We start from the raw sequence: 24,997 nt of genomic DNA on the forward strand, positions 1-24,997 counted from the left end.
ACACGTCAATGACGCCTCCGCCCCGGTGCAGCCCGTTCCCTTTCCCGTGGCGGAGGCGCAGGACTCCGGGACGTCTTCCGGGCCGGGGACGTGCTGGCCCCGCAGGGTCTACTCGGGGGCGAAGAGCGGTGTCGAAAGGTAGCGTTCGCCCGTGTCGCAGATGATGCACACCACGCGCTTGCCCGCATTCTCGGGGCGTCTGGCGTAGGCGATGGCGGCATGCACGTTGGCACCCGAAGAGATGCCGCACAGGATGCCCTCCTCCTGAAGCAGCCGCCGGGCCATGGTCAGCGCGTCGGCACCGGGGACGGGCATCACCTCGTCATAGACCGACGTGTCGAGCACGGGCGGGACGAACCCCGCACCGATGCCCTGAATGGCATGGGGGCCGGGGGCACCGCCGGAAAGCACGGCCGATTCTGCGGGTTCGACGGCGATGACCCGGATGTCGGGGTTGCGTCCCTTGAGGTAGCGTCCCGTACCGGTGATGGTGCCGCCCGTGCCGACCCCCGCCACGAAGCAGTCGATCATGCCGTCGGTGTCGGCCCATATCTCCGGGCCGGTGGTGGCCTCATGGGCAGCGGGGTTGTCGGGGTTGGCGAACTGTTGCAGCATCACCGCACCGGGGGTGTCGGCCACGATGCGCTCGGCCTCTTCCACCGCGCCACGCATCCCCTTGGCTGCGGGCGTGAGCACCAGCGTGGTGCCGAAGGCCTTGAGCAGTGCCCGGCGTTCGGCGCTCATGCTCTCCGGCATGGTCAGCACCAGCTTGAGGCCGCGCACGGCGCATACGAAGGCAAGGCCCACTCCGGTGTTGCCGCTGGTGGGTTCCACAAGCACCGCGCCCGGGGCAATCTCTCCCCGTGCGATGGCGGCTTCCACCATGTTGAGGGCGATGCGGTCCTTCACGGAACTGCACGGGTTGAAATTCTCGAGTTTGGCGACGACCTCGGCGACACAGCCGAGTGTGACCTTGTTGAGGCGCACCATGGGCGTCTTGCCCACGAGGTCCGTCATGCTTGATGCGATGTCCATGCCCCCTCCTTGTTCTGTCCATGGCAATGAGCACCGCCAGCCGGGTATCGACGGCGGCGCAGTCGTAGGCGTCGGAACATGCAAGGGCGCACGTGGCAACCATGCCTCCGTGCGCCCTTGCCGGCTATCAGCAGGTGCAGGCCGGTTTTCCGGTCATTTCGCCCCGGAACGGCGATATCTCACGTAGACGCCGGATGATGGGCGGCAGTTCACGCACCACGTATTCCACGTCTTCCATCGTGTTGAACCGCGAGAGGCTGAAACGGATGGAACCGTGGGCGAAGGTGAACGGCACACCCATGGCCCGCAGCACGTGCGAGGGTTCGAGGCTGCCCGATGTGCAGGCCGACCCGGAACTTGCACAGACGCCATGCTGGTCGAGCATGAGCAGGATGGCTTCACCCTCGACGTACTTGAAGGCGATGTTCGAGGTGTTGGGAAGCCTGTTCGCCGTGTCGCCGTTGACGACGGCATCCGGAATGGCGGCCAGCAGCCCCGATTCGAGGCGGTCGCGCAGGGCGCGTACCTGTGTGTTCTCCTCGTGCATGGCGGCGGTGGCGAGCTCGCAGGCCTTGCCCAGAGCCACGATGGAGGCGACGTTCTCTGTGCCCGCACGCCGCCCGCGCTCCTGATGCCCGCCGCGCAGGAACGGGCGGTAGGCCGTGCCGCGGCGCACATAGAGCGCGCCCACGCCCTTGGGGGCGTGCAGCTTGTGGCCCGAGAGCGCGAGGTAGTCGACGGGCATGGTCTTCATGTCGAGCGCGACCTTGCCCACGGCCTGTACGGCGTCGGTGTGGAAAGGCACGCCGTGTTCGTGGGCGATGGCTCCCGCTTCTGCGATGGGGAATATGGTGCCCGTCTCGTTGTTGGCGGTCATGATGGAGATGATGGCCGTGTCCTTGCGGATGGCGGCACGCAATTCGTCAAGGTCCATCCTGCCCTTGGCATCGACGCCGAGCAACGACACTTCGACGCCGTTCTTTTCGAGATGCTGGGCAAGGCTGAGCACCGCCGGGTGTTCCACCCGGGTGGTGATGATGTGCCGCCTGTCGGGCTGTGCCTGCAGGGCCGAGCGGATGGCCGTGTTGTCGCTCTCGGACCCGCACGAGGTGAAGATGATCTCTTCGGGGGCGGCGCCGATGGCGGCAGCCACCTGCGCCCTCGCTTCGGTCACATATCGTCCGACCTTGCCGCCGAAGGTGTGCATGCTCGAAGGGTTGCCGTACATCTCCGTGAGAAACGGCAGCATGGCTTCAAGCACGGCAGGGTCGACCTGCGTGGTGGCGTTGTTGTCGAAGTAGATGGTCTTCATGCCGAAACCTCCCTGACCACGATCTCCTGATCGACGTGGTCGCGCAGGGTGCGCTCGACGAACTCCTTGAGGGTGAGCTGACTCGAGGGGCAGCTGGTGCACATGCCGCGCAGGGCTACCATGACTTCGGTTCCGTTCATGTCCACCAGTTCGATGTCGCCGCCATCCTGTTGCAGGCGCGGGCGGATCTCACCGTCGAGCACCTTCATCACAAGCTGCATCCGCTGCACGTTGGTCAGCTTCTTGGGCGGTTCCAGCGGGGTGAGGCATTCCGGTTCCTTGCCGAGTTCCACGTCGAGGATGTGGCGTATCTCTTCGAGACAGTCGCCGCAGCCGCCACCCGCCTTGGTGAAGTGGGTGATGTCCTCGACCGTTTTGAGATTGTTCTCGCGAATGGCGCGGATGATCTGCTCGTCGGTGATGCCGAAGCACTTGCAGACGAGCTTGCCTTCATGCGCATGCTCTACGGCAGGTTCACCGCGCCAGTTGCGTATGGCGGCTTCAAGTGCCTCCTGCCCCATGACGGAGCAGTGCATCTTTTCCTTGGGCAGCCCGCCAAGGTGGGCTGCGATGTCCTTGTTGGAGATCTTGAGGGCGTCTTCGACGAGCATGCCCTTGATGAGCTCGGTCAGTGCCGAACTCGAGGCGATGGCACTGGCGCAGCCGAAGGTCTGGAAGCGTGCGTCCTGTATGCGCCCTTCGTCGTCGATCTTCAGATAGAGCTTCAATGCGTCGCCGCAGGCAAGGCTTCCGACCTCTCCTATGGCGTTGGCGTCATCGAGGGAGCCGACGTTGCGGGGATTAAGAAAGTGCTCGCGCACCTTGTCGGTGTAGTCCCACATAGTGCTGTTTCCTCCGTGTTCTTCCTTGCGTGGCAAGGGTGCACCAGAGCAGATAACACCGCAATGACGGAGGGGGAAGAGGCGAGGGAGAAAAAGCTACAGTACGTTGGCGCCTGAGAGCATCAGCACGAACCGTCGGAACATGTCGAGGTCGAGCTGGTCGCGCATTTCGCTCGACATGATGCGAAGCACCTGGAACGCGTTGCGGGCGGGGGCGTAAGCCCTGTTCGACGTGAGTGCGTCGTAGATGTCGGCGATGGTGATGGCACGGACGGGCAGGGGGATTTCGTCGCCGCGAAGTCCGCAGGGGTAGCCCGACCCGTCGAGCTTCTCGTGGTGGAACAGGATGCAGTTGATGGCGTCCTGCGAAAGGGGCATGCGTGCGCAGGCTCCCACGCCGAAGACGGGGTGTCTGTTCACCTCTTCACGTTCGTCCGGCGTGAGGGCGGCGGGCTTGGTGAGGATGGCGGCGTCGAGGAACGTCTTGCCGATGTCGTGCAGCATGGCACCGAGGCCGAACTGCACGAGGCTGTCTTCGTCGAAGCCGTAGCTCTGCAGCAGCGCCTGTGAATACACGAAGACATGCAGCGAGTGTGAATAGGTATGGTAGTCGTGCGCGACGAGAGAGGCGACCGTCTTCAGCGAGTTCTCCAGCGTGAGAAAACTGATGCCCTCACTGACGAGGGCAAGGATGCGGTCGAACGTCTCTCTCTTCAGGGTGCGCGGAAGTTTCTTCTCGAAGACCTCTTTCACGATTTCGGTGGATGTCTCGTAGAAGAGGCGTGCCCGTTCGGGAAGAGGCAGCGAATCGTCGGACAGAACCCTGCCGAAGTGGCGCTCACGGTGCGAGATGAACGAGGGGTGCTGAGGCGCAGGGACAAAGACCTGCGTGACTCCATGCGCCCGCAGTTGCATCCTGTGGCGCATGGTGAAGGCTTCATCTTCCTTGGCGTAGAGTACGAAGCCGCGTTCCTGTTTGAGATAGATGCTGAACCCGCCCCGCGCATCGGGGACGAGGAGTGAGGTCGGTACGGCGAAGTAGCCATCGACGGACTGTTGGATTGCTGCCGTAGCCTGCATCATGCGAGTGAGCATCCTGTGTATGGCCTATACGGCGGCGAAGCAGCCGCAAATGACCCCCCGCATGAGGCATGACGTAAATGCACAAGGTTGTCAATGGTGTGTGCTGTATTGTCGCAATCGCAGCGTCAACGCAGTGTATCCGGCCATACCCCGGCCATCTCCGCATCGGAGAGCATGGTTATGAATTCGCGTAGCAAGTAGAGGTCAAGCGTTGAATGGTGTTCGCTACGCATCAGTTGAAGCGCCATGAAGGGGGTGAGGCGCGCTTCGCCGGGGGCGGTCGTCAGAAGGTCGTAGGTGTCGGCGATGGCAAGTGCACGCACGGCTGTGGGGATGTTCTCGTCCTTGACGCCCGCAGGAAAACCGCTGCCGTCGAGCCTTTCGTGGTGCAGCATGATGCAGTGCAGTGCCTCTTGTGACAAAGGCACCTGTGCCACCAGACCGACTCCGAGGGTGGGGTGCGTGCGATAGATGTGCTCTTCATGTTTCGTGAGAGAATGCCTGTGGCGCGTTATGGCGCGGGGCAGCCGGGCGAGGCCGATATCATGCAGCAGCACACCCAACCCGGTCCGTACGAGGTCGGTTTGCGCATAGCCAAGACGGGCAAGCAGTGGCACCGTGAGTGCATAGACGTTGACGCTGTGCGAATAGGCACTGAAGTCGCAGTCGAGAAGCTGTCCCAATGCCTTGAGGGTGCCCTGTTCGCACAGGAAGCGCAACGACATGGTCACAAGACTTTGCAATCGTTCAAAGAGAATGCCGTCGACCGGGGCTGGCAAACGTGTGCCGAACGTGTCGCGCAGGAGTTCGGTCGTGGCACAGTGGAAGGCGCTGGCCCTGTGTTCGACCGGCAGCCTGTCGTCTTCGAGAATATGGGCAAGGTGACGTTCGAGGTACAGGCCGAAATTCTGTCTCTGGTCGACACGGACATAGACTTCTGAAGTGCCATTCTCGTGCAATCTGCGGCTGTGTCGTTCCGTGAAGGTCTCTCCTGCCTTTGCATAGAGGATGAGACGTTCATCCTTGCGAATGAACACGCTGAAAGACCCTAGTGCCTGCGGTACGATCAGTAGGGGAGAGATGGGGAAGTAGCGCGGATCGTCGTGGCGGGGCATGGCTTGATTGTGACCGTGGCGTTGCAGCTGTGCGGCGGATGTGTTGCGTTGCGGAGGTCGACCCGGTAAGAGGAAAAGCCCTCCAGCGGTGCTATGGTCCGGTAGGATGCCCGTAGACGCCGTGGGGGAGATGCCGTAGCGGCGGACAATACGCCGCAAGGAGGTCGAAATGCAAGGTTTTCGTGCGCTGTATATTCCCGCCAGCATCCTTACGGTGCTGGTTCTGGTCGCTATCGGGGGCTTCTGGTGCATCGCCGCCAAGGCAGGGACCGGTCCCCTTGAGGCAGGCGCGGTGTGGCGAGTCGCCGCTGCGACGCTCGCCCTGGTCGTCGCTTGCGTGGCCGCTCTGTGCATATGGTTCGGCGTAGCCATCCGCAGGCCCATCGATGATGTCATGACGCGACTCGACCGCATGCTCGACGGTGATACGAAGCTCTGCTTCGCTTGCGACAAGGTCGACGCCTTCGGGGAGATGCGGCTTGCGCTCGATACGCTCGTGGGCAGGTTGCGGCAGAATCTCGGGTTCGCACAGGGGGTGCTCAAGGGAATCGATACGCCCTTTGTCGTGGTCGACGCGCATGAGAAACTCTCCTACACCAACAGCAACCTGCTGGACATCCTGCAACATGACGGTCGGCCGGAAGACTACTACGGCCAGAACGTGGCCCATTTCTTCTACGGTGATGCAAGCAGGCGCACCGTTCTGCGCGACAGCATCGAGCAGGGCACCATCGCCCGCCGTGAGGTCGACCTCGTGGGGCGCAAGGGGGGCAAGCGCAGGCTGCATATCAACGCATCGCCGCTCTACGACCTTGACGGCACACTCATGGGCGCGCTGTGTATCTATCAGGATCTTACGGAGTTGCGCGCACGCGAGGCCGAGTTGAGTGCCCAGAATGCGCGTATCGCCGAAGCTGCCGCCACGTCGGAAGCCATTTCCGACGAGGTCGCCCGCACTGCCGCCGCACTCGCTGAACAGGTGCGGGGTGCCAGCGGGGTTGCCGTGCAGCAGTCGCAGCGTGCACGTGAGGCCACCATCGCCATGGAACAGATGAACGATGCTGTGCTTTCCGTGGCGCGAAGCGCTTCCGAGGCCGCTTCAGAGGCCGAGGCGGCGCGCAGACGTGCCGAGGGCGGCGCAGATGTCGTACGCAACGCCATGGCCGCCATCGACGAGGTCGACCGTCTCGCCGCCGGACTCAAGCAGCAACTCGGTGACCTTGGTGGAAGGGCCGATGGTATCGGGCGCGTCATCGACGTCATCTCCGACATCGCCGACCAGACCAACCTGCTTGCCCTCAACGCCGCCATCGAAGCGGCCCGTGCAGGGGATGCGGGGCGCGGCTTCGCCGTCGTTGCGGACGAGGTACGCAAACTGGCCGAAAAGACGATGCAGGCCACGCAGGAAGTGGGCAACGCCATCCGTGCCATTCAGGAAGGGACCCGTTCCGCCGTACAGGGCATGGAGACCGCCGTGGGGGCTGTGGAACGGTCGCGCGAACTCTCGGCACAGTCGGGCGAGGCCTTGTCAGGCATCGTCGAACTGGTCGTGCAGAGCAGCGATCAGGTACAGTCCATCGCCGCGGCAGCGGAGCAGCAGTCCTCCACCAGCGAGAGCATCAACAGGTCGGTCGAAGCCGTGCGCGAGAGTGCAGATGGTCTTACTGGCGAGATGGAAGCGGCTGGCAGGGCTGTGCGCTCCCTTGCCGAGATGACCGGAAGACTGCACGACCTTGTGCACGGGATGGCGGTCTAGTTGTAACTTGTCTCATGCGAGCAGTAGCCGGGACGATGTCCTTGGTATACAAGTCATGTTGTCCAGTCGTGTCCCAGAAGTGGTCCAAGGCGAGGACGGGCTACGATGGCAGGCCGGTGGAGAGGGTAAAGACTACGTGAGGTCTGGGAAAAAGTGACAGATGGTATGCGGACATTACAGCTGCTGACATGCATAGACCAGGATTTCGAAGAGTTCGCCTGTGGCTTGCGCACAACCGTAGCATCGTATGACAACGTCGACTTGGTTATCTACGATATAGATACTCGAACTCCGGAGAAGATGGCTTCTGCCCAGTACAAGGCTCGAGTTTCACCGACCTACAAGAGCCTGGACTGTCATAACAATATCATCGCTAACCATAAGCCGTCGTGTATTCTTGACTTCCTTGACCGGACAGGTGCTCCATGTCTTTGTATCGATGCGGACTGTCTTCTGACAGGGCGCATCGACCTCGCCGTATTCGAAGGGGCTGACCTCTGCATCACTCCGCGTGGCGTGCGAGAGAGCAAGGCGCACCACCTGCGGAACGGGCTTCTCAACTCAGGGGTTGTGTTCTTCGCGAATAACGAGCGGGTACGAAGTTTCGTGGCTGAATGGCATGAGGCCTGTATGGCTTCGGCCGTTTCAGACCAGAAGGCGCTCAGTGACTTGCTGGAAGGGGGCATCGACTTCTCTCGCCTTGGGGATCAATCGTGCCGGGGGATGACTGTGAGGTTGCTCGACCCCGAAGTCTATAACGATACGACGTGCCGGACGGGAATCATCTTCCATTGCAAGAGCGTAGGAAGGCTTGCCCGGAAATATGTCGCCTACAGGCTGCTTCTTTTGTGGTTGAAGTATATGCCGCGTTTCGCATCGTATGTTATAGGTCTCAACAGGCGCTATCGCTGGATTGTCTATCGTCAAAGGGGTTGATGGTCGTTCGCCAGTTTGCCTTGCGGTCAGTGGCCCTGAAATTATCGTCGTATCAAGAGACGTCGGTCAGGATTGGTCGCATGCATTTTTCTAGTCGATTCACTATGGAAGGCCTATTCCTTGGAATGCTGACAGGGCTTTTTGTGATGCTCGGGCTGAACAGGGGGGTCTATCCCTTCATGTGGGGGGCAGGCATCACGGCCCTGTTCCTGCTTTACCGTGTCTGCCGAAGGTCCGAGATGGCATGCTTCGCCCAGGTGGCCTTGTTGCCTTTTGTCTTTATCGGCTACGTCATGTTGTCACCATCCGACTTCGGTGCGGATTTCCCCCTTGGGGGGATGTATCTATGTGCGTATCTCACCGGCTTGAGCCTCGGTTTTGTCCGTCCTCGCGCCATGTGGATTCCATTGCTGGGCCTCGCTCTTGTCATAGTCTTGTCTCTGCCTGTCGGATGGCTGGTCGTGGGGCGAGAAACTCTTTTTTTTCATGGTCGTCTTAAGCTTTTCTTTCATCATCCTGCGGTGCTTGCCACATTGGCTCTGTGGTGTGCCCTGTATCTGGTCACATCGTGGCGCGATATCCCGGGGCAATGGCGTTGGGTGTGGAGTTGTGCCGCCGGGGCTTGCGTGGTGTTCGCCGTATTGTCCATGGCACGAGCGCCGCTGTTCGGGTTCATGGCCGCGGTAACAGTGCTGTTTGTCCTTCGTTGGAAACGGGTGGGGCTGCGTTTCCTTGTGGCATGCATGGTGTTGGTTGGGATTGGGGTCGTGCTGTTGTCTGCAGGTGAACGGGGGCGTCTTGTGGCCAGTATCGCAGCCCCGTTGGAACAGCCAAGCCTGATTTCGCGAAAGCCCATATGGGAAGCCGCATGGAGCGGTTTTGTCGAGTCTCCTTTGCTCGGCAACACACTGTCTGCGTTTCATTCCCATTATGAGGAGTATATCACTACGAATGAAGAGCGGCTGCACGCCCAATACCCGGTCGTCGAGAGGTCCTTGCGGTATCCGCATAGTACCTATCTGGCCGTGCTCTTCGGCTTCGGTCTTTTCGGCACCCTACTGCTTGTGGTGGCTTTCGTGCCAGCAGTGTGCCTTTCTTTGAGGGCAAACGACCTGTTCTTGCCGTGTGTCGTCGTATTCATGCTTGTATACGGCACGGTGGAGGCATCGCTCCATCGCAAGGATGGTGCTATGGAACTCTTCTTCCCTCTCGGTGTGGCCTGTGGTCGGCTGGTTAGCCGTGAAAGACGGGAGCCTGACGTCATCGCCAAGGCGCAAACGCTGCCGTCCTGAGTGTGACTGTTCTGGTATGGATGCACAGGCGTGAGCAGATATCAGCCTGTCGTCTCAGAATCTGCTCTGCTGTTGAGCCTTTCCATGGTTTGACCATGCAAGAGGGGGATGTCCCGTCGGGACATCCCCCTCTTGCAATTGTCATAGTCTGGTTAAGCCCTATCTGCGGAGAATCGCCTTGGCGAACTCGTCCTGCACATCGGTGATGAAGGGGATGCCGGTCTCGCGCTCGGTCTCGCGGTTGCCGGAGGCGATGTCCTCGCGGGCAATCTGGTCGAGGCGGAACTTGCGGGCCCCGGCCATGAGCTGCTGCACACCGGCGCCAAGCTTGTCGAGCATGGTCCACATGGCGATGGCACCATAGGGCAGGGTCTTCATGGCTTCGGCACCCAGCTTCTGCTGGACGTCGTGGTACCCCGCGAAGATTTCCTCTGCGGTGGAACCGAGTTCGCTCACGGTCTTGGGCAGGCTGTCCCAGTTGCCGCAGACCTTTTCGCGGTTCTCGGGCTTGAGGACGCCTTCGATGTTGGAGCCGAGGAAGCCCGGAATCATCATGGCGCGGCCCATGCAGATGAGCTTGGTGTAGGGTGCGCCAAGGGCCAGTGCCTTGAATATCTGGCTCGGCTTGGCAAAGCCGCCGGCAAAGGAGAGGTCGACCACCTTCTCGCCGCGTGCGGCAAGGATGGAGGCGTATTCGTGCGCCTTCGAGTGCAGCAGGATGGACGGCACGCCCCATGTTTCCATCATGTCCCACGGGCTCATGCCGGTGCCGCCGCCGGAACCGTCGATGGTGAGCAGGTCGAGCTTGCATTCGGTGGCGAAGCGGATGGCCATGGCCAGAGCTTCCATGCCGTAGGAACCGGTCTTCAGCGAGACGCGCTGGAAGCCGAGTTTGCGCAGGTAGGCGACCTGGTTGACGAAGCTCTCACGAACCTGTTCGTAGCTGGACAGGTCGGTGTAGCCGAGTCGGCTGTGGCGGGCAAAACCCTTGACCGCTCCGGCCTTGAAGGCGGCCTGTACTTCGGGGCGGCTCGGGTCGGGGTCGACGAGGTAGCCGCGCTCCTTGAGGAACAGGGCGTAGTCGAGGCTCTTCACTTCGATTTCGCCGCCGATATCCTTCGCGCCCTGGCCCCACTTCAGTTCGATGATGACCTTGTCGCCGTACTTCTCCGCCACGTATTCGGCCACACCGTTGCGGGTGTCTTCGACGTTGAGCTGTACGATGATGGCACCGTGTCCGTCGTAGTAGCGCAGATAGCCGTCGATGCGGCGTTCGAGTTCGGGCGCCTTGACGATGCGACCGTTCTTGAGTTCGGCGGCACGGTCCACGCCCACCACGTTCTCGCCGATGACGATGGGCACGCCGCAGATGGCGCAGCCGGTGGCGAACGCATCCCAGTACTTGGCAGCCACGAAGGTGGAACCGAGGGCGCCGGTCATGAGCGGGTAGCGGCACGAGGTCTTGTGCTCGGCACCGAACGTGGTCTCGAGGGATACGTCGGTGAACAGGGCGTCGCCCTGCGCGGCCTTGGCTGCATCACCGCCATTGGCGCCGTAGTTGTACCCCTGAATGCGGAGAGAATTGTAGGACACGCCAACGTGGGTGGTGTTGCCGCTGCCAGCGGTGACGATGCCGAAATCGCGGGGGTAGAGCGTCTCGCGGCCCTTGAGGCAGGAAAGCCACGTTTCGCACTTGCCCATACAGTCGGCACGGCACAGTGTGCACAGGCCGGATTCAACGATATTGCCACGGTTGGTGGTGCCAAGGACGTCATTGCTCTTCAGCAGCTGGGACATGAGACCTCCAGAGGGGGGGAATTACGAAGTCGGTGTCTGCCCACTAATACCGGTTACGGCAAATGGCAAAATATTGGTGGATGAAAAATCTGTGCAAAATTGATTGAAAAGGACGTGATATTGATATTGATTCGTTAACTATGGGTGTAAATATTTATTGATAGTATTTAGTTTGCGTAATGCCTCGATTATCAGCGAAGTAACTATTGTGAATAATCAGGGTCATAAAATGAAAATAGAACTTTTTTTAAAAAATCAAATCGGTTTATTTGTGATAAGATTATTTTTGAATCGTATAATCATCCATTGATGATCATTCTGTGAAAAATTGCATCGTTAATTACAAAAATGTAACATAATCTAAAAAAAACAAAAAATAGCGCAAAAATCACTTTTTTGTTGTGAGCAGATCTCTTTCATCTGTGCACATCGAAAAAAATAACAAAATTGGGCATGAACTCGTGTGCACGCCATGTCCCAAGCAGGATATTGACAGAAGCGTACAGCTGGATTGCTGCCATGTGCCATGGGTGGGTGCGCTGCCTGAAATGCGATAGCCTTCTCCAGACACTTCCGCGCCCGGTGGCGTACCGGTCAGGCGGCCCGCATGCCACCGTCCGTCCCATTGCCGGTCGAATGCTGTTCATGGCGCCGTTAGCGACTGCACCCGGTCAGGGGGCATGCGGGGGGCTGACTGGGCACTCCCCCGTGCTGTGCTTCCGGAGGCGTGAGGTGCGCGAATGGCGTAGGGTCGCGCAACGGCTGGACATGGGATGGCCCGGTCTGGTGCCGGAAAACGCCCTGATGTGTCGTTTGCGCTTGGCATGAAGCATCCTGACGGGCTATATCTCTGGTATGTTGTGCAAGAATTCTGCGGTGTCCGCTTTTGCGGGGCAGTTCCGCAACGGTCGTGCCGTTGTGGATGTGCTGGCCTATGTCGCGTTGATGGGCGGGTTTCTCACGGTGGTCGTCCACGGAGCGTCGCAGTCGGGGTACGTGTGGCAATGGTACCGGGCGTGGCGTTTTCTTTTCGTGTTGCCCGGTGATGCCGGGGCCGAAGGCGGCGCTTCAGCCGGTCTGCTTCTGCAGGGGCTTGGCGTCACTCTTCAGGTCGCAGCGGGAAGTCTTGTGCTGGCACTGCTGCTCGCCGCAGTGGCCGTGGCTTTACGCCTTTCGTGCCTTCGTACGGGGCGCCTCGTGGCGCGTCTGTATGTCGAATCGGTACGCAACACGCCGCTTCTGGTGCAACTGTTCGTGACCTATTTCGCCATCGCCCCGGTCTTCGGGCTCGGCAGGATGGCATCAGCCGTCATGGCACTCGGTGTGTTCGAAGGCGCCTACATGGCGGAGATTCTGCGGGCGGGCATCGCCGCCGTGCCGCAGGGCCAGTGGGAGGCCTCGCGAAGCCTTGGCATGGACGAACCCGGAACCTACGTTCAGGTCATCCTGCCGCAGGCGTTGCGGCGCGCCTTGCCTCCGCTTACCGGACAGGCAGTGAGCCTCGTGAAGGATTCCTCGCTGGCAAGCGCCATCGCCATCCATGAACTGACCATGCAGGCGCAGACGATCATCGCCGAAACGTTCCTCACGTTCGAGGTATGGCTGCTTACCGCCGCCATCTACCTGTGCGTGACCCTGAGCCTCTCGGCTGTGGCGCGCCTGCTCGAACGCAGGATGCATTTCGATGTCTGATACAACCCCGCAATGAAAAGGAGGTAAGGGTGCGCAGTATCATAATGACCCTGTTGGGAGTTCTCATGGCGATTTCCGTAGCCTCTGCAGCCGACCGTCCGTTGCGTGACCAGCTGGCGGAGGATAGCGTGATCGAGCAGGCGCTCAAACGCGGGACGTTGCGGGTGGGGTTCTCGACCTTCGTGCCGTGGGCGATGCAGGACAAGAGTGGAGCATTCGTCGGCTTCGAAGTTGACGTGGCCACACGGCTTGCGCAAGACCTCGGCCTCAATCTGGAACTCGTGCCGACCAAGTGGTCGGGCATCATCCCCGCACTGCTCACCGGGAAGTTCGATGTCATCATCGGTGGCATGAGCGTGAAACCCGTGCGGAGTCTCAAGGTCAACTTCACCATTCCCTACGACTACGCGAGCATATCCGTCATGGCCAGCAAGTCGGCGGCCGCTGGCCTCAAGTCGCTGGATGATTTCGACAATCCCGAAGTCGTCGTCGTCGCCCGTACGGGCAGCACTGCCGCCTTGGCGGCCAAGAAGCGTTTCCCCAAGGCCAGACTCCGCTATTTCGACGATGAGGGACCAGCCATCCAGGAGGTCCTGTCCGGGCGTGCCCATGCCCTTGTCTCGAGCGACCCGCTGCCCCGCTTCGAAGTGCTGGCCAATCCGGACCGGTTGTTCATGCCTGAAGGCAAGCCTCTCGCGCTCGAACCTGTAGCCTTCGCCGTACGCAAGTCAGACCCCGATACGCTGAATGTGCTCGATAACTGGATCAGGATGGTGGAGATGGAAGGCTGGCTCAAGGAACGCAAGCACTACTGGTTCGAGACACGTGACTGGGAACCGCTTGTTCGCTGAAGAGACTACCCGGCATGATAGGGCTTGCCGTACCCCGGAAACCGTCTGCGGTGCATGGCGGGGCTTGTCGCATGCCTAGGCGTTGTGGAGTATCGCGCGCCGCCCTCATGCTGGATGTGGCCTTTCTTCTTGTGCTCGTGGGCGGGGCCGCATGGTTCGTGTGGCGCATGGACGATGTGATCCATTACCGCTGGCATTGGGGGCGGGTTCTCGAAGGGCTGGTGTATGTCACTCCGCAGGGAGAATGGCATGCCGGGCCGCTGGCAAGAGGGCTGGCAGGCACGGTGCGCCTCAGCCTGTGGGCCATGCTTGCGGCGTTGCTGCTTGGCACGGTGGCAGGTCTTCTGCGTACCCGGAGGCGTTTGCTGGCCCGCCTTCTTGCTGGAACCTACGTGGACAGCGTCCGCAATCTTCCGGCGCTGGTGCTGATTTTCGTGATGTACTTCTTCATCAGTTCGCTGGTGCTGCCAGCACTGGGGCTCGAGGAATCCGTCCGGGGACTTCCTCCTGGGGGGCGTGCGGTCGTCGGCTGGCTGTTCGCCCCCGTGGAGCAACTCTCGGCCTTCCTGTCTGCGGTGGTGACGCTTGCCATCTACGAAGGGGCCTACATCTCGGAAATCGTCAGGGCTGGCATCGAGAGTGTGCCGCGAGGACAGTGGGACGCCTCCTCATCGTTCGGTCTCGGACCTGTGCAACAGATGCGCCACGTGATTCTGCCGCAGGCCCTGCGCCATGCCGTTCCTCCCCTTGCGGGGCAGTTCATCTCCATCATCAAGGACTCTGCCATCGTGTCGGTCATCTCCGTTCCGGAATTGACCTTCCAGGGTATGGAACTCATGGCCGCCACCTATCAGACCTTCGAGATATGGACGACCATCGCCCTGTTGTACCTCGTTCTCACTCTGGGCTGTTCTCTCGTGGCGGAAAGGCTTGAAAGGCGCTTCAGGTGGGGTCTGTAGAAGATACGTGCCGCGAGTGAGGGCTTTCGGGCTGGCTTCACGGAGGGGCGTCTTCCTGCGTGAAGGTACCCCTTCGAGTCGGCTGGCCTTGCGCTGTGATGCCTCCCGGAAGCTGCGCGTACTGTCGTCTGCCAGAATATACTCCATTCGTGCGGGGGACTGTCGCTCGAAATGAACGCCCACGATGACCTGAAGGTCGTCGTGGGCGCTTGTGCTGTGCAGGGATGAGGCAGGCCAGGCCTGCTGAGGGCGTCGTCGTTTCGGTCGCTGCCTGCCCGACGTTACCGAAGGGCCGAGGCGGTGGGGCCAGGGCGGGACGGTGTGGCAGATGCCACGACGGTGACGCGGTCAGCCAGAGTGAGGATGGTGTCGGCGTAAATGGCAAGGTTGTTGTAACGACGGAGTGCCTTGTGACGTCCCGCCCTGTCCATTCCCGGCTTCCAGCCGTTCTCCTTGAGATAGCGCCCGAGACTGGCTACGGCGTCAGCCGTGGTGAAAAGGTCGATACGTCCGTCGCCGTCACCGTCGGCACCGTAGCGCAGCAGACTCGTCGGCATGAACTGGCAGATACCGATGGCACCATAGATGGAACCGGGCATATGCATCGGGTCGAGACCGTTGGCGCGGGAGTGCCGCAATAACGCCTTCAACTCGTTGTAGGCCCAGTCGGCCTTGATACGCATCTTCTCCGCCACCCAGTCCTTGTGGTCGTAGGCACCGGGCAATTGCGCCATCCATTCGGGTATGGCGTCCGGATTGGTCGTGGAAGCCATGCTTGCGAGCGTCTCGAAGGCATTGCGCTTTCCGAGATTGGTTCCGAGGCGCGTCTCTACGAACAGCAGGGACACGGCAACGTTGCGCGGTACGCCGTACGTCGCTTCCATCCGTGAGAAGGCATCAGCGTTGGCCTGAAGAAAAGACAGGCATTTGCGGGCGTTCTCATCGGTGACGACACCAGGATAGAGCGCGGGGCGCGGCTTCTGCGGCTTTGCCGTCGTGGACGGGGCCGGCTTCAGATATTTGGTGGTGTAGAGTTCCTTGACCTTGCGGCCCATGGGGTCTTGCGATGCCGTGGGGCCGAGACGCCTGAAGAGGTCGTCGACATCAGGTCCCGCGATGCCGTCTGCCTGCAGGCGAAGCATGACGGGCCTCCAGCTTGTGGCAATGTCCTGAGGGGCAGGATAGCTGCCGGGGACCACCGGGGCTGGCTGCGGAGTCTGACTGGGTGTCTCGGGGCGTGAGGATGTTCCGGCACAGGCGGTGAGACCGAGGGCCAGAAGACAGGTAAGGAGGGGCCTTACGGCGCGGGCAAGGATGGCTCGACGTTTCATGTGCTGAAGATACTCCAGCCCTTCTGGCGGTGCAAGGCGGCAGCGGGGGAAAAGGTCGAAGCCTCCGGGATGGGGGGGTATCCCGGAGGCTTCGCAGGAAGGAACAGGCCGGTCTCCGCTGGGGGGGGAGTGGCGGAGGGCCGTGAACCGACATGGAACCGGGATGGTCGGGGGGGATGACCATCAAGAACCGGCTCCTGCACTACTGTATAGCAAATGGTGTGCCATGCTCGTGGTGGGGCCAGATGGGCTTCTGAGGCGGTTTTGTTTGCGGCTGCTAGACGAAAGAGCGGGTGTCTTCGGCGTTTCGTGCGGAAAAGCACGTGCGAATACGCACGGCGTGCGATTGCGCACTATTTGCGGAGGCGGCGCAGCAGGGCGAAGCGCGAGAGGCCGAGAAGGGTGGCCGCGCGGGTCTTGTTTCCGTTGCAGCGTTGCAGGGCCTGTTCTACGAGGCGTTCGACGAACTCATGCAGGTTCATGCCCTCGTCAGGGATGCGAAAGTCTTCCGGTGTCGACGTGAGGACTTCGTTGGCAGGGGGGCCCTCGGACCCGGTCCTGTGGGACACATCGTCCGAAAGCCTGATGGGGAGGACGAGGTGCTCCGGGCGAAGCAGCGTCCCGTCATGCAGCAGGACCGCGCGTTCGATGGTGTTTTCCAGTTCGCGGACGTTACCCTTCCAGACGGCGCTTTGCAGCAGGGCGAGTGCTTCATCGTCGATGCCCGTGAATTGCTTTTTCTTGCGGGCGGCTTCCCGGCGCAGGAAGAGGGCTGCCATCTCCGGGATGTCTTCGCGCCTTTCACGCAACGGTGGCAGGATGAGGTGCCCGACCCGAAGCCGATGATAGAGGTCGCGTCTGAACAGGCCGTTTTCGACCATCTGCTCGAGGTCGCGGTTGGCCGCGCATACGATGCGTGCGCGGAAGTTGCGCCGCTTGAGGCCGCCCAGCCTGTAGAAGGTGCGTTCTTCAAGGACGCGCAAGAGCTTGGGTTGCAGATGCAAGGGCAGTTCAGCCACTTCGTCCAGGAAAAGAGTGCCGTCGGCTGCCAGTTCGAGCTTCCCCGGCGAGCCTCCGCTCCGGCTTCCGGTGTAGGCTCCCGCCTCGTGTCCGAAGAGCTCGCTCTCGAACAGTTCGGTGGGGATGGCGGCGCAGTTGAGGTCGATGAAGGGCCTGTCGTCGCCGTCGTGTCCGAAATGGACGAGTCTTGCCACGACCTCCTTGCCGGTGCCCGTTTCGCCTTCGACAAGGACGGGTACGGAAGGGTCGGCATGGAAGATGGCGGCTTCTTCGAGGATGCGCCGCATGGCGGGCGAGGCTGTGACGATGTCTCCGATGCCCGAGACGTTGCGAAGCCGCAGACGAGCCGCTTCAAGGTCCTGCCGCAATGCCGTTGTGGCCTGCGCAACACGTCCTTCCATGTCGGAACGGAGAGTGGCGTTTTCCGAGACCAGCGCCATATGCTCTGCACAGCGGTCGACCACGATGGCGAGTTCGCGGGCGTTGATGGGCTTGTTGAGGTAGTCGTAGGCCCCGCGTCGCAGGGCTTCCACGGCTGTCTCCATGTCGCCGTGGCCGGTGATGAGGACCACATTGCTCTTCGCCGTGGCCGTATCCGACTTGAGGTGGGCGAGAAGCTCAAGCCCGTCCATGTCAGGCATGCGGATGTCGGTGATTATCAGCGGGTAGAACGTACGGGCCGCTTCTTCGATGGCCCGGTGCGGATGCGGCACGGCAGTGGCCTGATGCCCGAGGTCTTCCAGCACGGTGCGGAGGCTTTCGAGGCTGGTGGCGTTGTCATCGACTATCAGGATGCGCAAGACGGGTCTCCGTTATCAGGCGTTGGTGCCGGTCCAAGACCGGAAGGGGACGGGCGGGAAGCTGCAGGACACGGGGGGGCTGCCTCCGAAGCGTTGAGCATGATGGTGAAAACCGCCCCGGTTCGTGGGGGGCGCCTGCTTGCTGCGGTGATGGTGCCGCCCCACGATTCGACGAACCCGTGGACCAGCGCAAGGCCCAGCCCCATGCCGGAATGGGCGTCCTTGGTGGTGAAGAAGGGGTCGAACACCCTGTCCTCCATGAGGCCGAGACCGGGCCCGTTGTCCTCGACGGAGAGCGCGACCCGGTTTCCGTGGCGTCTTGCAGAGACGGTGATGTCGCGCGCAGGCTGTCGTGATGCGTCGAGCGCGTGCATGGCGTTGACGATGAGGTTGATCAGGGTCTGTTCAAGCTGCACTGGAACGGCGAGCACATCAGGAAGGTCGGGCGCGATGTCGAGCGACGCGTCGATGCCGTGATTGCGCAACTGCGCCCCGATGAGACCGAAGGCCTCGGCACAGGCATGGGCGATGGACGTGGGACGACACTGGATATCACCGTGCGTGACCAGCGCCCGCATGTGCTCGATGATGTCACGTATGCGGTCCGCCTCGCGCAGGATGCGCGACAGCCGTTCGAGGAGCATGTCGCGGTCGACCACAGGTCGCTTCTCCACCAGCATCTCAAGCCCCCCGGCATACAGCCGCAACGCGCTCAGGGGCTGGTTGATTTCATGCGCGACGCCTGTGGCCAGTGTACCCAGTGCCTCCAGCCTGCGCGCCTGTGCCAGTTGACGTTCGACGCGCAGCCGGTCGGTCTCGTCGTCAAGCATGATGACGGCCGCTTCGACAGACTGGCCCTGCGTGGAGATGGGGCAGGCCTGTAGCCTGAAGTTGCGCTCTTCGGGCTGCCCCGGCAGGTGCAGTACGAAGCTGCGCTGGTGCGTTGCGCCGTCTCGGAAGACATCGATGGCCGGGCAGCCTGAACAGCGGCTGTTGCCATCACCGCAGAAGTCATGAAGCAGTCTGCACAGGGGCATGCCCACTGGGTCGAGGCCGAACCACTGCAACATGCGGGGGTTGGCCGCTTCTATGCGCAGGGCGGGGTCGATGACGGCAATGCCCTGCGCAAGGTTGTCGGTAATCGACCGTGAACGCTCCTCGCTGCGTGAGAGCGCTTCAAGGGCCTTCACGCCTGTGGTGATGTCGAGCCCCAGTTTGAGCACAAGGGATGAGCCGTCGATATCCTCGAAGGGATAGGCGTACACCCTGAAGGCCGAACCGTTCTTCCGGGTCCAGTCGCTGACGCAGAGTGTGCGGGTCTCGAAGACTTCGCATGGCGGGCAGTGCGCACAGGGCGTGGGACTGCCGCGCAGTACTTCGTGGCAGGCCTTGCCCACCCCGGGGCCGAACAACTGCCGAGAAGCCCTGTTCTCGTAGCGAATCCTGTGGTCGGAACCTATCAGCATCACGTATCCCGGCAGCCTGTCCAGAAGGTTGAGCAGGCGCGAGCGTTCACTGCGAAGGTCGCCGGTGGGTATGCTCTCGGCAAGCGGCAGCGGCATGGCGGCGATGGTGGCACCGCTGCCCACGGGTCTGGCCGCTATCTGGATGTGGACGGGGCCCGAACGGCCACGAAGCGTGAGTGCGAAAGGCGAGAAGTCGCCACTGGCCTGCCGCAGAATGGCCCGTTCTATGGTCGGCAGGTTGTTCTCGGACGAGAGGTCCGCGAGTAGCCTCGTGAGGAACTCCGCAGGGGGCCAGCCCGTGAGCGGTTGCAGGACGGCAGCTGTGGTGCCGAGAGGGGAACCGGAGCAGTCGGGCGCATCGGAAAGCTGCTCGACGAGGCGCGCGACGGCGGACGAGAAAGGGGTGTCCCCTTCAAGGAAGGGGGGACTGATGGCGGAGGGGGGCGTGGGCATGGTCAGTCTGTGGTGTGTTCGATGGGGGGCACTTCCGTCGTGCCCATGCCGGACAGAATGAGGCCGATGGTGCGCGAGAGCAATGATTCCAGTCGTGGAACGAGTTGCCTTGCTCCTGCGGTGTCGTCTTCGACAAGGCACAATCCCACGCGTTCCGTCAACATGGCAAGGGCCACGGCGCCAGCATGCTCCGAAGCGAGGCGCAGCCGTTTGTTGAAGCGTGCGGCTTGTTGTGCGTCACCTTCTTCAAGGGCTCCGGCGAGCAGAGCGAAATGCCGGGGGGCCTCATCGCAGAACGCCTTCCAGACCGGTTCGACAAGGTTGTGGTCTCCCCCGTGCCGCCGGACGACCTCGGACGGGGCAAGCAGGGCCGACCTGTCGGGGATGACGGGAATGTCCCGCGCAGACGATGCCGAAAGGGCGAACCTGTCGAGCATGGCGTTGAAGGCTCGGGCGTTGATGGGCTTGGCGATGTAGTCGGTCATGCCCGAAGCCAGGAAGCGTTCGCGGTCGCCCTTGAGGGCATGTGCCGTGACGGCTACGACGGGGATGTTGCGGTCGACTCCGGGGTACTGGGCGTTGCGGATGCGTCGCAGCAATTCCAGCCCGCCCATGGGGTGCATCTTGACGTCCAGCAGGACGAGGTCGAACCGGTCGGCGGTGAGTCGCTGGAGGGCCGTGGCACCATCGTGGGCGCAGGCACAGACATGCCCTCTCTTGCGGAGCATCTTGCAGGTTATCGTCCGGCCCGTGGCGTCATCGTCCACCACCAGCACCCGAAGCGGGCGTGCTCCTGATGCGGGTGTCGCTGAAGAGGTCGGGGCCTGAGCGTGTTCGGAAGGTGTGTTGATGGCAGGCGTCTCGGGCCGTAGACGGCAGGTGAAGTGAAAGCTGCTTCCCTGTCCTTCGCTACTGCGGGCCCATATGCTGCCGCCCATGATTTCGACGAGGTTTCGGCAGATGGCGAGACCAAGCCCCGTGCCGCCATAGCGTTGGACCGTCTCTTCTGCACCCTGGCTGAACGCCTCGAAGATGGTGCGGAGGTGTTCATCGGCGATGCCGATGCCCGTGTCGCGAATGGAGAACAGCAGGGTGAGGCTTGAGGGCGGCCCGTCGGGAAAGAGCGATTCGAGAAGCGTCTGGTCCTGGGGGATGGCGCTCACTTCGATGATGACCGAGCCCTTGTGGGTGAACTTGACGGCATTGCCGACGAGGTTGGCGAGTACCTGTGTAAGGCGTGTCGCGTCGCCTGTCAGTCTGTCCGGGACATCGGGCGTTACACGGAAGTCCAGGGAGATGTTCTTGCGTTCGGCTTCCGACCGCGATGCCTGCACAACCTGCTTCAGCAGTCTATCCAGTGAGAAGGGACGTTCCACAAGCCGCAACTGGCGAGCCTCAAGCCGGGAGAAGTCGAGCACGTCGTGCAGCAGGGTGAGCAGCGTCTCGGAAGATGCAAGGACGGTGTTCAGGCTTTCGCGTTGTTCGCCCGACAGCGGGGTATCGAGGACCAGTTCCGTCATGCCCACGATGCCGTTCAGGGTGTTGCGTATTTCGTGGCTCATGCCTGCGAGGAACGACGTCTTCGCAAGGCTGGCATGTTCCGCAGCCTGTCGGGCTTCGTCGATTTCGCGAACGGCCCTGTGCTTGAGCAGGGCGACCTCGATGGTGGAGTAGAGTTCGCGTTCGGCAAAGGGCTTGACAAGAAAGCCGAACGGCCCGGCTTTCATGGCCCTTGAGAGGGTCGCTTCGTCGGAGAAGGCGGTGAGAAAGACGACAGGAATGTCGAACTGGTTGGTGATGACATGGGCGGCGTCTACGCCGTCACCGCGCCGCAGGCGGATGTCCATCAGAACGAGGTCCGGCCTGAGACGCTTCGCCGCATCGATGGCTCCGTCTGCATCCGTCTCGACGGCAGGCACTATGTACCCAAGACCTTCGAGCGTGCGCCGTAGATCAAGTGCGACGATCTGTTCGTCGTCGACGACGATGATACGAAGATTCGGCATGTATCTCCGGTTCCGGGTTTCTTCGTGTATGCCCCGAAAAGGCTTCACATGCAAGGCGCGCCAAGGCCCGGAAAAGGCAGGAACGGCCCGGATTCCACGTGAGGGCTGGCGGTGAAGGGGCGATTGCCTCTGTGGTGCCGCCGGTGTTGCCAGCCCGGGTACGAAAAAAACGGGCGACCCTTGCGGGCCGCCCGAAACTGCTGTCTTGGAGCGAAAAGGTCAGATGCGCTGGAGCACCCACACGATACGCCCGAAGATACGGTCGGCGTGCTGGTCGATGGGCAGATACTGCTCGGGGTGGGTGGGATTCTCTGTCCGGAGGATGAACCGGGCATTGGCAGCATCGAGGAACACCCGCTTGATGGCGACACCCTCGAAGGGCATGAAGACGCCATAGAGTTCGCCCGAGACGATGTTCTTCTGGGTGGTGTCTATGCCGACGAAAGCACCCTTGCCGATGACGGGTTCCATGGCGCCTGCATCCACACGCACTATCTGCGTTCCGGGGGCGGCAAACGACTGGGGTACGGCAAGTTTGGCGATGGCCGTGAGCGGTTGCGAAACACCGTTCTCGTCGACAGCGCAGCCCATGGCGAACACAGTGGCGACACTGCTCTTGGCATCAGGGTCGCCGTAACGCGCGGGGTCTTCAAGCACGAGTCCGGCGACGGGGGCGTCGAGCGGTTCATACCCCTGGTCGGTACGCAGGTACATGGGGCCGGAGCCCTTCTTGAGCCAGTCAGGATTCAGCCCGAACTTCTCGAACAGTTTCATGTACCAGTCGGAGGGGACGGAGTTGCGTCGTTTGGCGTCTGATATGCTCGACTGGCGAATGTCGAGGACTTCCGCCAGCTCGACCTGCGTTCTGGTGTTCGTGGCGAGCTTGATGCGCTCAAAGACTTCATCGAACGTAGACAATGCTTTTCTCCGGGCGGCGAAGCCGGGCCTGGGGCCTGGGCATCGCCTCTGATCTGAGTGCTCTCGTCTGTAGGGTATCCTAGCTACCATTATAGACGAGTGCAACACTATTGTTGAAGAAGAGTACGCTCCGCGCTCCGGTTGCATGGAGCTAAAGGTCTTGCGTATGGCGTACTATGGCGAGCAAAAATCGGGCCACCAACGTGTCTTCGTGGAATCTCCAGCGAAGTGGCACGTATGGTGGCCCGATGTGTCACAATCGGAAGCCGATAGTGTCACACATGTTACATGTCTGTCTCGCTCATCTGTAACATGTCATGCGACACAATCAGGGGCGAATCGGCTTGAGCAGCGGGTCATCGGGGGTGAGCACGAACCGCGTACCCTCTTTCAGCGAGTTGCGCAGCGTCTCAAGCCCGCGCATGAACTCGAAGAACTCGGGTGCCTGACCGTAGGCGTTCGCGAAGGTGCGCGTCGCCACGGCGTCACCCTCACCACGGATGATCTCGGCCTTCTGGTTGGCTTCCGCCAGCAGTACGGCCCGCTCACGGTCGGCCAAGGAGCGGATCTTGGTCGACTCTTCCTGTCCTTCCGAGCGATATTGCTTGGCTTGCCGTTCGCGTTCGGCGCGCATGCGTCCGAAGATGGCGCGCTGGTTCTCGGCGGGCAGGTCGGTTCGCTTGATGCGCACGTCGATGACCTCCATGCCGTATTCGGACATGAGTTCAGAGGTGCGACGTGTCACTTCGGTCATGATCTCTGCACGCTTGGAGGCGACCACTTCGGTGAGGGTATGCCGTCCCACATGGACACGCAGCTGCGAGTAGACCATGTCGTCAAGGCGGGTCTGGGCACCGGGAATGGTCCGTACGGTGCGGTAGAAGGTCAGCGGGTCGGTGATGCGCCAGCGTGCGTAGTTGTCGAGTACGATGGCCTTCTTGTCGCTGGTGAGGGCCTCGGCGGAGCGGGCGTCATAATCGAGCATCCGTGCATCGAAGAAGATCACGTTCTGTATGAAGGGCAGCTTGAAGTGCAACCCCGGCCCGGAAACTTGTCCGACAGGTTCACCAAGTTGCAGTACGATGGCCTTCTGCGTCTGGTGCACGGTGTAGAAACTCTGCCCGCCGATGATGAACACGGCCAGCACGGCAATGAGGAGGGTGAGGCTCTTGCGGCTCATGCTAGTTGCCTCCCTTCGTACCGGTCTGTGGCGCGGGTGTGAGTCTGTCCAGCGGCAGATAGGGCAGGACACGGCCTGCGGTCTCGCGAGGCAGGATGATGCGCTCGACGCCGTTGCGCGAGAGAATCTCCTGCATGGTCTCGAAGTACAGGCGCTTGCGCGTCACGTCCTTGGCCGCGTTGTATTCCTTGAGCACGGCGATGAAGCGTTGGGCCTCGCCTTCGGCCTGTCGGGTGCGGGTCTCTCGGTAGCCTTCGGCCTGGTTGACGAGTTCAGCCGCCGCGCCACGGGTGCGGGGCAGGAGTTCGTTGCGGTAGGCTTCGGCCTCGTTGACGATGCGGCTCTTGTCCTCGCGGGCGGAGGCGACATCCTTGAAGGCGTCGATGACCTCCTTGGGCGGGTGCACGTCCTGCATCTGAACTGCGAGCACGCGGATGCCAACCTTGTATCGGTCGAGAATCTCCTGAAGCAGCGTCGTCGTTTCGTTCTGGATACGAAGCTTGCCGTCAGTGAGTGCCGCGTCGATGAGGCTGTTGCCGATGATCTCGCGCATGGCCGCCTCCGCGGCATTGCGGACTACGGCCGCCTGGTCGGTGACGTTGAAGAGGTACTCCACAGGGTCCTTGATCTGATACTGCACGCTGAACTGCACGTTGACGATGTTCTCGTCACCGGTCAGCATGGCGGCCTCTTCGGGGAAGACGCGTCCCTGTCCCTGCTGGAAGGTGGCGCCCTGCGTCGGCGAGCGGAATCCTATCTCCACCCGTTGCACCTGCGTCACCTTGGGCTTGTAGACCCGTTCAACAGGGAAGGGCAGGTGGTAGTGCGGGCCGGGGCCGACAGTACGGTCGTACTGTCCGAACCGGAGCACCACCCCTGCTTCGTCGGGGTTGATGATGTAGACACCGGAAAGAAGCCACAGGACGGCCACAGCCGCTGCGGCAAGTTTGCCGGTAGGAAACGGGAATTCGCGGAAGCGGCGGAACGAATCGCCAAGCTTCTCGAAGTCCGGCCCGGAGGGCGGAGGCGTATCGCCTTGGTCGCCGCCACCCCAGCCGCCCGTCTGCCGCTGCCGTTTTTCTTGCAGTTTGTCCCAATCCCAGTTCATAATACTGAAAAAATAGGGCAGTTGTTGCATCAGGTCAAGGCAAGA

The 24,997-nt window shown here is 61.6% G+C and carries 19 protein-coding genes; 6 read left to right on the forward strand and 13 right to left on the reverse strand.

Translation table 11 applies throughout. The annotated features are described in order from the left end of the window. Positions 1–108: 108 nt before the first annotated feature. From cysK to DVU_RS03175, 5 genes are all read right to left on the reverse strand, one after another. Positions 109–1,035: a cysteine synthase A gene (gene cysK, locus DVU_RS03155; protein WP_010937966.1), complete on the reverse strand. Its 927-nt coding sequence runs from the start codon at positions 1,033–1,035 to the stop codon at positions 109–111. Between the two features lie 127 nt (positions 1,036–1,162). Continuing rightward, entirely contained in the window at positions 1,163–2,347 is a 1,185-nt protein-coding gene (gene nifS / locus DVU_RS03160; RefSeq protein ID WP_010937967.1) for a cysteine desulfurase NifS, read from the reverse strand. Next, complete coding sequence (nifU, locus tag DVU_RS03165) at positions 2,344–3,189, reverse strand: Fe-S cluster assembly protein NifU (protein ID WP_010937968.1); 846 nt, start codon at positions 3,187–3,189, stop codon at positions 2,344–2,346. Before nifU ends, nifS begins: the two co-directional genes overlap by 4 nt. Before the next feature lie 96 nt (positions 3,190–3,285). Continuing rightward, a complete protein-coding gene (locus DVU_RS03170) occupies positions 3,286–4,272 on the reverse strand; it encodes an HD-GYP domain-containing protein (protein ID WP_011792769.1) in 987 nt (328 codons plus the stop codon). Positions 4,273–4,397: 125 nt separating this feature from the next. Further along, entirely contained in the window at positions 4,398–5,309 is a 912-nt protein-coding gene (locus tag DVU_RS03175) for an HD-GYP domain-containing protein (protein WP_223294603.1), read from the reverse strand. 247 nt (positions 5,310–5,556) lie between these two features. Here DVU_RS03175 and DVU_RS03180 point away from each other — a divergent pair, with 247 nt between their 5' ends. The 3 genes from DVU_RS03180 to DVU_RS03190 all read left to right on the forward strand — a co-directional run bounded on the left by DVU_RS03180 (position 5,557) and on the right by DVU_RS03190 (position 9,371). Beyond that, positions 5,557–7,143 (forward strand): methyl-accepting chemotaxis protein, encoded by a 1,587-nt coding sequence (locus DVU_RS03180; protein ID WP_010937971.1) that lies wholly within the window; start codon positions 5,557–5,559, stop codon positions 7,141–7,143. A gap of 300 nt (positions 7,144–7,443) precedes the next feature. Continuing rightward, a complete protein-coding gene (locus tag DVU_RS03185; RefSeq protein ID WP_223294602.1) occupies positions 7,444–8,079 on the forward strand; it encodes a putative nucleotide-diphospho-sugar transferase in 636 nt (211 codons plus the stop codon). Between the two features lie 80 nt (positions 8,080–8,159). Then, on the forward strand, positions 8,160–9,371 hold the full coding sequence (locus tag DVU_RS03190) for an O-antigen ligase family protein (protein ID WP_014524264.1): 1,212 nt from the start codon (positions 8,160–8,162) through the stop codon (positions 9,369–9,371). 159 nt (positions 9,372–9,530) lie between these two features. Here DVU_RS03190 and DVU_RS03195 read toward each other — a convergent pair whose 3' ends face one another. Then, positions 9,531–11,168 carry a glutamate synthase-related protein gene (locus DVU_RS03195; RefSeq protein WP_010937974.1) on the reverse strand — a complete coding sequence of 546 codons (1,638 nt, stop codon included), beginning with the start codon at positions 11,166–11,168 and terminating at the stop codon, positions 9,531–9,533. Positions 11,169–12,023: 855 nt separating this feature from the next. Between DVU_RS03195 and DVU_RS03200 the strand changes: the two genes are divergently transcribed. From DVU_RS03200 to DVU_RS03210, 3 genes are all read left to right on the forward strand, one after another. Next, the gene (locus tag DVU_RS03200) at positions 12,024–12,860 is read left to right on the forward strand and encodes an amino acid ABC transporter permease (protein WP_014524266.1); all 837 of its coding nucleotides are present in this window, start codon (positions 12,024–12,026) and stop codon (positions 12,858–12,860) included. Positions 12,861–12,925: 65 nt separating this feature from the next. Next, entirely contained in the window at positions 12,926–13,711 is a 786-nt protein-coding gene (locus tag DVU_RS03205; RefSeq protein ID WP_190275552.1) for a transporter substrate-binding domain-containing protein, read from the forward strand. Between the two features lie 71 nt (positions 13,712–13,782). Further along, complete coding sequence (locus DVU_RS03210) at positions 13,783–14,670, forward strand: amino acid ABC transporter permease (RefSeq protein ID WP_010937979.1); 888 nt, start codon at positions 13,783–13,785, stop codon at positions 14,668–14,670. Positions 14,671–14,951: 281 nt separating this feature from the next. Here DVU_RS03210 and DVU_RS03215 read toward each other — a convergent pair whose 3' ends face one another. From DVU_RS03215 to hflK, 7 genes are all read right to left on the reverse strand, one after another. Continuing rightward, a complete protein-coding gene (locus DVU_RS03215) occupies positions 14,952–16,001 on the reverse strand; it encodes a lytic murein transglycosylase (RefSeq protein WP_010937980.1) in 1,050 nt (349 codons plus the stop codon). Positions 16,002–16,354: 353 nt separating this feature from the next. Continuing rightward, positions 16,355–17,821, reverse strand: coding sequence for a sigma-54-dependent transcriptional regulator (locus DVU_RS03220; protein WP_010937982.1), 1,467 nt, complete (start codon positions 17,819–17,821; stop codon positions 16,355–16,357). Continuing rightward, entirely contained in the window at positions 17,809–19,740 is a 1,932-nt protein-coding gene (locus tag DVU_RS03225) for a PAS domain-containing sensor histidine kinase (protein ID WP_014524268.1), read from the reverse strand. Before DVU_RS03225 ends, DVU_RS03220 begins: the two co-directional genes overlap by 13 nt. A gap of 2 nt (positions 19,741–19,742) precedes the next feature. Further along, positions 19,743–21,746, reverse strand: a complete 2,004-nt coding sequence (locus DVU_RS03230; protein ID WP_010937984.1) for a response regulator — start codon at positions 21,744–21,746, stop codon at positions 19,743–19,745. A gap of 219 nt (positions 21,747–21,965) precedes the next feature. Beyond that, the gene (locus DVU_RS03235; protein ID WP_014524269.1) at positions 21,966–22,664 is read right to left on the reverse strand and encodes a LexA family transcriptional regulator; all 699 of its coding nucleotides are present in this window, start codon (positions 22,662–22,664) and stop codon (positions 21,966–21,968) included. A gap of 328 nt (positions 22,665–22,992) precedes the next feature. Next, on the reverse strand, positions 22,993–23,844 hold the full coding sequence (gene hflC, locus DVU_RS03240; protein WP_010937986.1) for a protease modulator HflC: 852 nt from the start codon (positions 23,842–23,844) through the stop codon (positions 22,993–22,995). A gap of 1 nt (position 23,845) precedes the next feature. Further along, entirely contained in the window at positions 23,846–24,952 is a 1,107-nt protein-coding gene (hflK, locus tag DVU_RS03245) for an FtsH protease activity modulator HflK (RefSeq protein ID WP_190275553.1), read from the reverse strand. Positions 24,953–24,997: the final 45 nt, after the last annotated feature.

Source organism: Nitratidesulfovibrio vulgaris str. Hildenborough (genome assembly GCF_000195755.1).
Taxonomy (GTDB): Bacteria; Desulfobacterota; Desulfovibrionia; order Desulfovibrionales; family Desulfovibrionaceae; genus Nitratidesulfovibrio; species Nitratidesulfovibrio vulgaris.